7 protein-coding genes are annotated in these 13,763 nt (G+C 62.5%); 5 read left to right on the top strand and 2 right to left on the bottom strand.

What is annotated here, in order from left to right; all coding sequences use genetic code 11:
• Positions 1-2 precede the first annotated feature (2 nt).
• Positions 3-2,804: a bifunctional [glutamate--ammonia ligase]-adenylyl-L-tyrosine phosphorylase/[glutamate--ammonia-ligase] adenylyltransferase gene (glnE, locus tag QCE79_RS01885; RefSeq protein ID WP_309841396.1), complete on the bottom strand. Its 2,802-nt coding sequence runs from the start codon at positions 2,802-2,804 to the stop codon at positions 3-5.
• 205 nt (positions 2,805-3,009) lie between these two features.
• Here glnE and QCE79_RS01880 point away from each other — a divergent pair, with 205 nt between their 5' ends.
• From QCE79_RS01880 to aroG, 4 genes are all read left to right on the top strand, one after another.
• Positions 3,010-7,332 carry a YhdP family protein gene (locus QCE79_RS01880; RefSeq protein WP_309841394.1) on the top strand — a complete coding sequence of 1,441 codons (4,323 nt, stop codon included), beginning with the start codon at positions 3,010-3,012 and terminating at the stop codon, positions 7,330-7,332.
• A gap of 57 nt (positions 7,333-7,389) precedes the next feature.
• Positions 7,390-8,217, top strand: a complete 828-nt coding sequence (locus QCE79_RS01875) for a carbon-nitrogen hydrolase family protein (protein WP_309841391.1) — start codon at positions 7,390-7,392, stop codon at positions 8,215-8,217.
• A gap of 133 nt (positions 8,218-8,350) precedes the next feature.
• Entirely contained in the window at positions 8,351-9,817 is a 1,467-nt protein-coding gene (gene tldD / locus QCE79_RS01870) for a metalloprotease TldD (protein ID WP_244827035.1), read from the top strand.
• A gap of 352 nt (positions 9,818-10,169) precedes the next feature.
• Positions 10,170-11,243 carry a 3-deoxy-7-phosphoheptulonate synthase AroG gene (aroG, locus tag QCE79_RS01865; RefSeq protein ID WP_250463084.1) on the top strand — a complete coding sequence of 358 codons (1,074 nt, stop codon included), beginning with the start codon at positions 10,170-10,172 and terminating at the stop codon, positions 11,241-11,243.
• Positions 11,244-11,293: 50 nt separating this feature from the next.
• Here aroG and QCE79_RS01860 read toward each other — a convergent pair whose 3' ends face one another.
• Positions 11,294-11,860, bottom strand: a complete 567-nt coding sequence (locus tag QCE79_RS01860) for a cob(I)yrinic acid a,c-diamide adenosyltransferase (protein WP_309841389.1) — start codon at positions 11,858-11,860, stop codon at positions 11,294-11,296.
• Between the two features lie 338 nt (positions 11,861-12,198).
• Between QCE79_RS01860 and QCE79_RS01855 the strand changes: the two genes are divergently transcribed.
• A complete protein-coding gene (locus QCE79_RS01855) occupies positions 12,199-13,620 on the top strand; it encodes an FAD-binding oxidoreductase (RefSeq protein ID WP_250491797.1) in 1,422 nt (473 codons plus the stop codon).
• Positions 13,621-13,763: the final 143 nt, after the last annotated feature.

The raw sequence follows: 13,763 nt of genomic DNA, 5'->3' as shown, positions 1-13,763 counted from the left end.
CCTTACTCGGCAATCGAGAACACGCGTCTCCACAACGCCGTCACCGCTTCCCTTTCGCCCTTTACCGCATCCGGCGCGACGCGCGCCTTCTCCATTCCATCGAGCCGCAGCGTGTGCTGCAGCTTGCGGTAGTGCCGGTACACCGCGCCAATCGTTTCCGCTTCGTCCGCGCTGATCAACCCGCTCTGCGCCGCGATCTTGAGCAAGGTGATATTGCCCGCATTGCGCACGAACTCGCGATGCTCGCGCGAGTGCAGCAACACCCAGTACTGCACGATGAACTCGATATCCACCATCCCGCCGCGATCGTGCTTCAGATCGAACAATTCGCTGCGATTGGGATGCCCCGCCGCCACACGCTCGCGCATCGCGACGATCTCGCGGGCAAGCGATGCCGCATCGCGCTCCATCACCAGCACGTCCGCGCGAATGGCTTCGAAGTGCGCGCCGATCTCGGCGTCGGCGGCGCTGTAGCGAGCGCGCGAAAGCGCCTGATGCTCCCAGACCCACGCGGTATTCGCGGCATCGCCTTCACGAATCTGATAGCGGCGAAACGACTCCAGACTCGTCACCAGCAAACCCGATTCGCCGTTCGGCCGTAGACGCAAGTCCACATCGAACAGCGTGCCCGCGCCGGTCGCCGCCGTGAGCCACGTGATGAGACGGCGCGCGAACATCGCGTAAATGTCGGCGGCGCTGTCGTTCGAATCGTCGGGATCGTCGTAAAGAAAGATCAGATCGAGATCGGACGCATAACCCAGTTCCTTGCCGCCGAGCTTTCCATACGCGATGACGGAGAAGCGCGGCGTATCGCGATGCCGCTTCGGAAACTGCCGCCAAACCGTCTGCACGGTTACGTCGAGCACGGCATCGGCGAGTTCGGACAGACGGTCGCTCACATGTTCCACCGACAGATGTCCCGCCAGATCGATCAGCAGAATGCGGAATACTTCGGCCTGATGCGCGTGACGCAGCAAGTCCATCTGATGCTCCGCGTCCTCCGCTGCCGCAAGCCGGGCGAGCAGCGAACGCTTGAACCCGTCCCAGTCGAACGGGCTGGCAATGGCTTCGTCATCGAGCAATTCGTCCAGCAATTGCGGATGGCGAATGAGATAACCCGCCGCCCAGCGCGAGCCGGACAACACGGACAGCACGCGTTCGAGCGCCGCCGGATATTCAGTCAGAAGCGCGAGATACGCGCCGCGTTTGCCGATGGCTTCGAGCAAGTCGAAAAGCCGCGCGATCACATCGCCGCGACGCGCGGCATCGATCGACTGCACGACTTCGAGCGCGCGCTGCGCGACCACGTCGAAGCGCTCGCGGCTGTGCTCGTTCAGGCTCGCGTAACGCGTGGAATTCCACACGCCCGTTAGACGCGCGAGCACCGGCGCCGGGTCCGCGAAGCCGAGTTCGGACAGACGGCCGGCGAGTTCTTCCTGCGCGGAATCGTCGGCGAGCGCGCTGCTCCAGATCCACGATGCAGCCGAATCGTCCGACACGCCGCAGCCGTTTTCACCGCCGATCTTGTCGGCGAAGATGGCATCGAACTGTTGTTCGACGAATTCGCGATGCGCATCGAGCTTGTCCATCAACGCGGCGTAGTTCGCAAATCCGAGCGATGCCGCGAGCAACGCGCGCTCGTCGTCGGCAACCGGCATGGCATGCGTCTGCGCGTCGTTGCGATACTGCAGCCGATGCTCCACCGTGCGCAGAAACAGATACGCGTCGGTGAGCGAGTCGCACACGTTCTGCGCGATCAGCCCGTGCGCGGCGGCGCGTTCGAGCACCTTGAGCGTCGGACGAATGCGAAAATCCGCCGCCTGTCCGCCGCGAATCAACTGGAAAACCTGCGCGCTGAACTCGATCTCGCGGATACCGCCGCGTCCGAGCTTGATGTCGTCGGCCTTGTCGGGACGCATGGACGCGCGCCGCCGCGCTTCCTGCCGAATCTGCAGATGCAACGAGCGAATCGCGGCGATCACGCCGTAGTCGAGGTATCGCCGATAGATGAACGGCGTCGCAATGGCTTCGAGTTGTTTGACGAGACGGCGCGCGGCATCGCTCTTCGTCTCCGAGACGACGCGCCCCTTGATCCACGCGTAGCGTTCCCATTCCCGCCCTTGCACATAGAAATACTCTTCGAGCATGCCGAGACTGCACACGAGCGGACCCGAATCGCCGTTGGGACGCAACCGCATGTCGACGCGAAACACGTAGCCGTCTTGCGTCATCTCCGCGAGCGCGCCGATCACGCGCCGCCCGAGCCGTGTGAAGAATTCCTGCACCGAGAGCGGCGAGCGCTTGCCGCCGGCGGTTTCGCCATCGTCTTCATAAACGAAGATCAGATCGATATCCGACGACGCGTTCAGTTCGCGCCCGCCAAGCTTGCCCATGCCGACGACGCCGAGCGTGAGCCGTTCGCCTTCGGGTGAGCGCGGCTCGCCGAAGAGCGCTTCGAGGTCGGCCGCGAGTACCGCGATGGCGCGTTGGATCGTTACTTCGGCGAGATCCGTCATTGCGCCGGTGACTTCGGCGACATCCGCCGTGCCCGCTAGATCGCGCTCCATCGCCGTGCAGAAAACCTCCATGCGTAAGCGGCGCAACGCCGTCTTGAGCGCGGCTTCATCGAGCGTGCCGGTCTCGACGCACGGCACGCAATGAGCGTCGAGGCGCGCTTCGATCCATTGCCGCGTGATCGGCGTCCTTGCCCACTGGGCGACATCGGAGGCTAGTTCCGGACGCGCCGAATAGGCGCGCGACGCGTAGTTGGAATAACTGGAACTGAGGAGTTTCGCGTCGGTCATGAAAGGGTAGGCTCGCTCGTTGCTTGGTACAGATGCTGATCGTACACCGGCAGCGAAGCGGTTTGAACCAACGGTCCGCGAGGCTTGTCCGAAGCGGCTCCGAGAGACTTTTCCAGAGCGGCGCGGCCAAGCCTTGCCCGCTTTTCCCTGTGTTACATTGCAGCGTCAAACACGCAAAACTACCATATCGCCGACTAGCCGCAGCATGTCCGACAGCAGACGATCCGTCGACCCGACCGAAGTTGGACAAGCCCAGCCCAGCGGCAACGCCGAGCGCGTGCTTTCACGCGTCTTCAAAATCGTTCTCGTGTTCGCACCCGTGGTGTACTTCGCGGTTGCGGGCATCTATCTCGCGCTGCGCTATATCGTGTTGCCGCAGGTCGATTCGTTCCGGCCGCGCATCGAGCAACTCGTCTCCTCGCGCATTCACGCGCAGCTACATATCGGCCGGATCACGGCGGTCATGGCGGGTTCGCAACCCACCTTTCTGATCGACAATCTGCGTATCGACGCCGCCGACGGAGCGCCCGGCGTGGCGGTGCCGCATGCGCGCGCGAGCATTGCGTGGGGCTCGCTGCTGCATCTTCGGCCGAAGCTTGCCGATCTCACCGTCGATGGTCCCGATGTCATCGTCGCGCGCAATGCCAAGGGCGAACTGACCGTCGCGGGCGTGCCTGTTCCCACGCATCGCACGGGTTCTGGCGCGTTCACGAACTGGCTGCTCGGACAAGACCGCATTCGTCTGCGCGACGGCACGCTGCGTTGGCGCGATGCCGAACGCGACGCGCCCGAAGTGGCGTTCAAGCGCCTGCAACTGACCATCCTCAACGACGGCTTGCGGCATCGGCTCGCACTCGATGCACCCGCCGACGGCGACGTGCTGCACGGCCCGCTCGATGTGCGCGCGGACTTTCGCCACGAGCCGTTTACCGCGATGGGCGCACCCGCGAACTGGACCGGACGTCTCTACGTTTCCACCGGGCCGCTCGACCTGCCGACGCTCGGCCGCTACGTGAAGCTGCCTTTTCAAATCTACGATGGCCGCGTCGAAAACCGTATCTGGGTGGACTTCGCGCGCGGCCAGTTGCAAAAGGCAGGCGGCGATCTGAACGGCGGCAACGTCGCGCTGCGCGTGCGCGCCACCCAGCCGCGCCTCGAATTGCCGATTGCGCGCTTCGACTGGACCATCGACAAGAACGACACGGCCTACACGCTGAATCTGTCCGACATCCATGCCGAACTCGGTCAGCCCGCGCTCTCGGACGGCACGCCGGTCGCGCGTCTTCTGGCGGCGCATACGCTCACGGGCACGTACCGGCCGGCATCGGTTGGCAAGGGATTGATGTTTCGCGTCGCGGGCGATCACGTCGATCTCGGCATCCTCGCGGACTTCGTGCGGGCGCTGCCCGTGCCGCCGCGCGTGCTCAACGAACTCGTGCGCTTCAATCCGCGCGGGCAGATTGCGAACTACTCGATCTACACGGAGCGCGCGGCGCCGCGCAATGAAGAAGAGGTAAAGCAGCAGCACGAAAAAGGCGACGCCAAGCTCTTGCACTTCGCGCTCAAGGCCGACTTGCAGGGAATCAGCGTGCAGGCGCAGGAACCGCCGCCGGGACTTACCGTGAACAACCATCCGCGTGCGGGCATTCCGGGCATCGAAAATCTGTGGGGTCATGTCGATGCCAACGAGGCGCAAGGCGCTATCGACATCGATACGAAAAATGCGGCCATCACCATTCCCGGCGCGTTCGATGATCCGCGTCTGACCTTCGATACGCTGCAAGGCCACGCAACCTGGACCGTCGCCGATGAAATCGCGCCCGGCGAATTGCGCCGCGCATTCACCATTCACCTCGACACGCTGCGTGTGAAGAACGCCGATGCCGAAGGCGACGTCACCGCTTCATATTGGAATCAAGGCCACGGGCGCGGCAATCTCGATCTCAAGGCGAAGATCGCGCACATGCAGGTCACAAGGCTCGTGCGCTATCTGCCGACGAGTCTCAACGAACGCGTGCGCGTCTATCTCGGGCATGCGCTGCAAGCGGGCGTGGCGCGCAACAGCGTGCTCGAAGTGCATGGCGACCTCACCAAGTTCCCGTATGCGAAGGCGCCGGACGCGGGCGTGTTTCGCATCGAGGCGCCGTTCACCGGCGGCCGTTTCGATCCGACGCCGTTCCCGCCGCGCAAACTCGCCAACGGCATGCCGAGCATCTGGCCGGGTTTCGACGGGATCGACGGCACGTTCAAGCTCGCGCAAAACAAACTGCGCTTCGATGTCGAGCGCGGACATTATCGTGGCGTGAAGGTATCGAATCTGAGCGGGCGCATCGACGATACCGGCGACCGCGAATCGAAACTGTGGATCGACGGGCAAGCACGCGGACCGCTCTCGGACATGCTTCAGTATGTCGACGACAGTTCGCTCGGCCTGATGGCCAAGCACGCCACGCGCAAGCTGCAAGCTAAAGGCGATGCCGCGCTCGCGCTCACGCTCGGCATTCCGCGATTCCGGCCGCCGCCGCCCGCGCCGCCGCTTCGCACCGAATACAAAGGCTCGCTCACGTTCGCGGACAACGAAGTCGCTTATGGCAATCTGCCGCCGCTCGAACATCTGCGCGGCAAGGCGAATTTCGCGGCGAAGACCGTGACGCTCGAAGGACTGAACGCGCAACTGCTTGGCGGCGACGTGCGCGCGAAAGGCGGCGTGCAACCGGACGGCAGCTACACGTTCGATGTGAACGGGCGCATTGGCGCGGACGCGGCACAGCGTCTGAACACGCGTATAACGCCGCAGGTCGCGCAGTTCCTGAAGCGCATCGACGGTTCCGCGCCGTATCAGGCGCACGTGCATGGCGTGAAGAACGCGTTGCCCGTCGTGCAGGCGAGTTCGGATCTGACGGGCATCGGCTTCGATCTGCCCGCGCCGTTCGGGAAGGCGAAGGGCACGCCCATGCCGTTCGCTTTCACCTTTCAGCCCGCGCCTGGCGGGCCTTCGGATCTGCATGACGCGCAACTCACGTTCGGGCCCGTGCAGGCGCATTACTCGCTGCAGCAAATCGGCCGCGCGCAGGTCACGGTCGATCCGCAGAACCCCGCCGAGCCGATGAACATGCGCGCCCGGCTGAAGGTTGCGCGCGGCGCGATCGCCGTGAACAAGCCGGCGGCGTTGCCCGCCGAAGGCGTGTCGGCATTCGTCGATATGGACACGCTCGATGCCGACGCATGGCGCAAGTTCATCGCCGATATCAACGCATCCGCGAGCGCTTCACCCGTGGCCGATACGGCCGCGCCCGCCTCGCCACCGATGAACGATATGGTCAGGCAGTTCATCCCGACGCGTGCCGACATCCACTTCACCACGCTCAAGCTGCTCGACCGCCGCTGGGACAACGTGCGGATCGGCGCGAACGAAGAGCCGGCAAATCGCAAATGGCAGGCGAACGTGGCGTCGAATCAGGTGACGGGCACGCTCGCGTTCACGCCGGGCGCGCTCAAGGGAAGTCCGGGCGCATTGCAGGCGCGCCTCGACAAAGTGGTCATTCCCGAGAAGATAGCGGCGACGAACGCGCCGGACGAACGCATCGTGAGCAAGCCGCCGCGCAACATGCCCGCGATCGATCTCATCGTGAACGAGCTCGTATATCGCGAGCACGATCTCGGCCGGCTTCAGGTCGATGCGCATAACGAAGTCGTCGCCGGTCAACCCGTCTGGACGCTCGACAAGCTCGAACTCGCCAACCCCGACGCCACGCTCACCGCAAACGCGACGTGGCGCACGCTGCCGGGCGGCGTGGTCTCGACCGCCGTGAAACCCGCGAACGACGACACCCTTCCGCGCCGCACGGCACTCGACTTCAAGCTCGACGTGAACGACGCCGGTCAGTTGATCGACCGCTTCGGTCTGCCGCGCACGGTCAATCACGGCGCGGGCACGGTGTCCGGTCACGCGGCGTGGAACGGCGGCCCGACGACAGTCGATCCAAATTCGCTCGATGGCAACGTCGCTGTCGATTTGCGTCACGGCCAAATTCTGCGCGCGCCCGGCGCCGCGAAATGGCTCGGCATCTTCAGCTTGCGCAGCCTTGCGAATCTGCTCACGCTGCATTTTCAGGATGTCGTCGGCAAGGGACTGCCGTTCGAGAAAGTCACGGGCGACGCGCATATCGAACAGGGCATCGCGAGGACGGACGATCTGGTGATGATCACATCGCCCGCGCGCGTGCAGATGCAAGGGCTCGTCGACCTGCCGCAACGCACGCAGGATTTGCACGTGAAGGTCATACCGACCGTCGGCGCGGGCGCGGTCGCAATCGGCGCGGCGGTCATCAATCCGCTGCTCGGTCTGGGCGCGCTTGCCGCCGATCTCGCATTGTCGAAGTCCATTCAGAAGGCGTTCGAACTCGACTATTCGATCACCGGTCCCTGGTCCAAACCCGTCGTTCAGCGCCTGCGGGGCGATCAGGGTAAGATCGAAACACCTGCCGCCGCCGCTGTCCCTGCTGCCGTACCAGCAGTCGCTCCGTGAAGGCGGCACGGTTCCGCCCTATTTTCGTCACCTTTTTTGGCAAACGCGCACAAAAATATGAACGATAAATCGAGCGAAAGCGCGAATTTCCGCGTCGCCGCGCTGCAGATGGTCAGCGCGCCGGACCGCGATCGCAACCTGACCGAAGCCGGCCGGCTGATCGCGGAAGCCGCGCGCGACGGCGCCCAACTCGTGCTCCTGCCCGAATACTTCTGCTACATGGGCTTCAAGGACACCGACAAACTCGCCATTCGCGAGACGCCGGGCGCGGGTCCGATCCAGCAATTCTTGTCCGATGCAGCGCGCGAGCATCGCGTGTGGGTGATCGGCGGGACTTTGCCGTTGCAGTCGGCGGAGCCGGATCGCGTGCTGAACACCACGCTCGTGTTCGACCCCGCCGGCAAGCAGGTTGGGCGCTACGACAAGATTCACCTCTTCAGTTTCGAGAAAGGCGAGGAATCGTTCGACGAAGCGCGCACCATCTGCCCCGGCAGCGAAGTGCGGACTTTCGACGCGCCATTCGGACGAGTCGGCCTTTCGGTGTGCTACGACCTGCGATTCCCGGAGCTGTACCGAAAAATGGGCGACTGCGCGTTGATGGTCGTCCCCTCCGCGTTCACCTACACGACCGGCAAGGCACATTGGGAAATCTTGCTACGCGCCCGCGCCATTGAAAACCAGTGCTACGTCCTCGCCGCGGCACAAGGCGGCAAACATGAAAACGGCCGGCGCACTTTCGGCCACAGCATCCTGATCGACCCTTGGGGCGAAATCATCGACGTGCGCGACGAAGGCGCGGGCGTCGTGGCCGGCCAGATCGATCCGGCGCGCATCGCGTCAGTGCGACAGAGCTTGCCGGCGTATCGGCATCGCGTGATCGGCTGAGACGCGCGCGCTAAGTATCTTGAAAATAGGTTTTCCGACGGTCTTGAAAGCGCGATTTTTTCTCCGCACATGACCGAACCCCGTCAGCCATTAGAATGGTCTGAAATATCACCGAACTCGCAACAGGCACCGCATGAACATCATCGAACCCGGCATTAGGAATCTGGTCACGGCGAAGGACGTTTTGCTTACGCCGTATGGCCTCGACGAGGGGCTTATCACGCGTACGCTTGCGGAAATTTTCACGCATCGCGTCGATTACGCCGACCTCTATTTTCAGTCCACGCGCAGCGAAGCGTGGAGTCTGGAAGAAGGCATCGTCAAATCGGGCAGCTTCAGCATCGATCAGGGCGTCGGCGTGCGCGCCGTCTCGGGCGAGCGCACGGCTTTCGCCTACTCCGACGATCTTTCGCCCGAATCGATTCGCCAGGCGGCGCACGCAACACGCGCGATCGCCAAAGCGGGCGGCGGCAAGCACAAAATCAAGTCGGCGAGCACGCTCACGGGCGTGTCGGGCCGCGATCTGTATTTGCCCGCCGATCCGCTGCATTCGCTCGATTCCGACGCGAAGGTGAAGCTGCTGGAGCGCGTCGAGCAGATGGCGCGCGGCCGCGATCCGCGCATCACGCAAGTCATGGCCGGGCTCGCCGGTGAATACGACGTCGTGCTGGTGGCGCGCAGCGACGGCGCGCTCGCCGCCGACGTGCGACCGCTCGTGCGCGTATCGGTCACGGTGATCGCCGAGCAAAACGGACGCCGCGAGATCGGCACGGGCGGCGGTGGCGGACGCTTCGACTACGGCTATTTCACCGACGACATCCTGAACCGCTACGTCGACGACGCGGTGCACGCGGCGCTCGTGAATCTCGAAGCGCGTCCGGCTCCCGCAGGCGCCATGACCGTCGTGCTCGGGCCGGGCTGGCCGGGCGTGCTCTTGCACGAAGCAATCGGGCACGGGCTGGAAGGCGACTTCAACCGTAAGGGATCGTCGGCGTTCGCGGGTCGTATCGGCGAACAGGTCGCGGCGAAGGGCGTGACCGTGGTCGATGACGGCACGCTGCCGAATCGGCGCGGCTCGCTCAACATCGACGACGAAGGCAATCCGACGCAGTGCACGACGCTGATCGAGGACGGCATTCTCAAGGGCTACATTCAGGATTCGCTCAACGCGCGTTTGATGAAAATGCCCGTGACGGGCAACGCGCGCCGCGAATCGTACGCCGCCCTGCCGATGCCGCGCATGACCAACACGTACATGCTCAACGGCGACAAGGACCCGAAGGAAATTCTGGCTTCGGTGAAGAAAGGCTTGTACGCGGTGAATTTCGGCGGCGGACAGGTGGATATCACCAACGGCAAGTTCGTGTTTTCGGCGTCCGAGGCGTACATGATCGAGGACGGCAAGATCACGTATCCGGTGAAGGGCGCGACCTTGATCGGCAGCGGACCGGAATCGCTCAAATACGTAACGATGATCGGTAACGACATGTCGCTGGATACGGGCGTCGGCGTGTGCGGCAAGGAAGGCCAGAGCGTGCCGGTGGGCGTTGGGCAACCGACGTTGCGCATCGAAAAAATGACGGTGGGCGGCACGGTTTGATGTTTCTCGATGCGGGCTTTCCGCGTCGCTTCGGGCTGGGTTTGCGATTGCACGGGCCGGCGATGCGGGAATCCCGCGTTCTTCGATTGGAAGGCTTGCCAGCGCCGCGTGTTTGCGGTTATAAAAGCAGCTACCTGATTTTTTTGCGACAGACTTTTCTCTCTTAAGCCATGACCGCCAAGTTTTATTTTTATTTCTTTTGGCATCTCAAGCCGCTGGCGGATGGAGAGGGGTCGTTGCAAGTACGGTAAGTACGCAAAACCAAATTCCCGAAAAACCGCCAGCGAGTCTGGCGGTTTTTTTTCGCCCTTCACACGTTGGTTTTGATTGAAAGAGACGCAGGAGAAAAGAAATGCCCCCGCACAATACCGACGATGTCCGCATTCGTGAGCTGAAAGAACTGACGCCTCCCGCGCATCTAATCCGCGAATTCCCTTGCGCCGAACCCGTGTCGGAACTGATCTACAACGCGCGCAAGTCGATGCATCGCATACTGCACGGAATGGATGATCGCTTGATCGTGATCGTCGGACCGTGCTCCATTCACGATCCCAAGGCGGCGATGGAATATGCGGGACGACTGATCGAACAGCGTAAGCGCTTTGCGGGCGAATTGGAAATCGTGATGCGCGTGTACTTCGAAAAGCCGCGTACCACGGTGGGCTGGAAAGGGCTGATCAACGATCCGTATATGGATAACAGCTTCAAGATCAATGATGGATTGCGGGCTGCGCGGGAATTGCTCATGCATATCAACGAGCTTGGTTTGCCGGCCGGCACCGAGTATCTGGATATGATTAGTCCGCAGTACATTGCGGACCTGATTTCGTGGGGCGCGATTGGGGCGCGGACTACCGAATCTCAGGTTCACCGTGAGCTTGCATCGGGATTGTCTTGTCCGGTGGGCTTTAAAAATGGCACGGATGGAAATGTCAAGATTGCCGTCGATGCTATCAAGGCCGCTTCGCAGCCGCATCATTTCCTGTCGGTCACGAAGGGCGGACATTCGGCGATCGTTTCAACCGCCGGCAACGAGGATTGCCATATCATTTTACGTGGAGGTAAATCGCCGAATTTCGATGCCGCTAGTGTCGATGCGGCTTGCAGCGATATCGGCAAGGCGGGATTAGCGGCGCGCTTGATGATCGATGCCAGTCACGCGAATAGCTCGAAGAAACACGAGAATCAGATCCCGGTTTGCGAGGATATTGGCAAGCAACTCGCTTCCGGCGATGAGCGAATTATCGGCGTGATGATTGAATCGCATCTGGTTGGCGGCCGGCAAGACCTCAAGCCAGGATGCGAGCTGACTTACGGACAAAGCGTGACGGATGCTTGTATCGGCTGGGATGAGAGCGTGACTGTACTCGAAGGATTGGCAGCGTCGGTTAAACAGCGGCGCATTGCGCGAGGCGGTGGTAATTAAGATATAGACAGCGGCCGCTAACTCAGCGGCCGCTGTCTATTCGTTCACGGTTAATCGGTTGCCGCGTCGCGCTGATGCTTCCACAAAATATCGTTCTGGCCATCCGCGCGATTCAAAACCCGCGCCAGGACAAAAAGCAAGTCCGACAGCCGATTGACATACCGCCTCGGCGCTTCATTTACTCCGGCTTCATCGATTTTCCCCAGCGCCACGATCGACCGCTCCGCTCTTCGGCAAACCGTCCGCGCCACATGCGCCACTGCCGCCGCTCTCGATCCGCCCGGCAGAATGAATTCAGCCAACGGCGGCAACGTCCGGTTGTATTCCGCGAGCCAGTCATCCAGTTGCGCCAAATGCGATTCCTCGATCATCGAATGCCCGGGAATCGATAACTCGCCGCCTAAATCGAAGAGATCGTGCTGAATCGTCGTCAACGCATCGCGCACGTCCGTTGGCAGCGGTTCGCATAGCAATACGCCCAAAGTCGAGTTCAATTCATCGACATCGCCGATTGCGGCAATCCGCGCATCGTCCTTGGAAACGCGACGGCCGTCGCCGAGCCCCGTGGTGCCATCATCGCCGGTACGGGTGGCGATCTTGCTCAGACGGTTGCCCATCGTTTTCTCCTTGCTCGTTGATTCATCGCTCGAAACGCGCGTTCACGCTTTGAACCGCGCCGAAACTCCGACCCATTATAGGCACGCGGTCCCACGGTTTTACCCGCCTGCCGCCCTCCATTCCATCGGCGTAAAATGAGATGGAAGTCGTGAAGCAAGCACTCGACCACGCCGAGCGCAGCAGCCCAACGAGCGCGACGATTAAGCACCGGCGCGCAAAACGCAACGTGCTCGATCCGTCGCCTGAAGCGTTTAGTGACACGAATAAGCAACACGCGACGAATCCGCCGCGAAAATCGACCGAACAATCGCAGCGCCCAAGCTGCCCCGGAGACACCGTGAACCACCCCGCCGAAGCCGCACGAACCGCCTTCCGCCGCCCGTTCCCCGCCGCCCTGCTCGATGCGCTGCGCTCAAGATTCGCGGAGCGCGTTTCCACCGCCCAGGCGGTGCGCGAGCACCACGGCCGCGACGAATCCCCGTTCGACCCGCAACTGCCCGACGCCGTCGTCTTCGCGCGCAGCACAGATGACGTGCAGGCCATCGTCAGACTTTGCGCCGAACACGACACGCCGATCATCCCTTACGGCAACGGCTCGTCGCTCGAAGGGCATCTGCTGGCAGTGCAAGGCGGCGTTTCCATCGACTTGTCGGAGATGAAAAACGTCATCTCGATCAACGCCGAAGACCTCACGGTCACCGTCGAACCCGGCATTTCGCGCAAGCAACTGAACGAAGCGCTGAAAGACACCGGCCTCTTCTTCCCGATCGATCCCGGCGCGGACGCGAGCATCGGCGGCATGTCGGCAACGCGCGCTTCCGGCACCAACGCCGTGCGCTACGGCACGATGCGCGAAAACGTGCTCGGCCTCACGGTGGTTACCGCCGATGGCCGAGTCATCAAAACCGGCACGCGCGCGCGCAAATCGTCGGCGGGATACGACCTGACGCGTCTTTTCGTCGGCTCGGAAGGCACACTCGGTGTCATCACCGAAATCACCGTGCGGCTTTATCCGCAGCCCGAAGCCATTTCCGCCGCCATCTGCGCTTTCCCGTCGATGGGCGATGCGGTACGCGCCGTCATCGAAACCATTCAGATGGGCGTGCCCATTGCGCGCGTCGAATTCGTCGATTCGCTCGCCGTGCGCGCAATCAATCGTCATTCGAATCTGACGCTCGCCGAATCGCCGACGCTGTTCTTCGAATTTCACGGCACGGAAGCGGGCGTCAAGGAGCAAGCACAAACGGTGCAGGACATCGCCGCCGAGAACGCCGGCACCGGTTTCGAATGGGCGACCCGTCCCGAAGACCGCAGTCGTCTTTGGAACGCGCGCCACAACGCCTACTTTGCGATGCTGCAACTGAAACCCGGCTGCCGCGCCGTCACCACGGATGTCTGCGTGCCGATCTCGCGTCTCGCGGAATGCGTCGAGGAAACGGAAAAAGACCTGGTGGATTCGCCGCTTCCCTGCCCAATCGTCGGCCATGTCGGCGACGGCAACTTCCACGTCGCCATGCTGCTCGATCCGGCCAAGCCCGAGGAACTAGCGGAAGCCGAACGGCTGAATCACCGCATCGTCGAACGCGCGCTGATGGTCGGCGGCACCTGCACGGGCGAACACGGCGTCGGCTTGCACAAGATGGGCTTCATGATCGAGGAGCACGGCGAGGACGCGATCGCCGTGATGCGCTCGATCAAACACGCGCTCGACCCGAAAAACCTCATGAATCCGGGCAAGATCTTCGCGTTCGAGCAGTAATCGCGCGGTTTGCGCTTCATTTCGCGCACACGGCGACGGCAATGGACGCTGTCGCCGCAAGCGGGCAAGATGGACCGCGGTATCCGAATCATTCGTCGACGAAGAGCATCTGCGTCGATCAAACCGAACGAAGCGCCGCCGAG

The sequence above is a fragment of the Caballeronia sp. LZ003 genome, from assembly GCF_031451465.1.
Lineage (GTDB): Bacteria > Pseudomonadota > Gammaproteobacteria > Burkholderiales > Burkholderiaceae > Caballeronia.
Note: the sequence above shows the minus strand (reverse complement) of the source record. Positions and strands in the feature narration are given on the sequence as shown.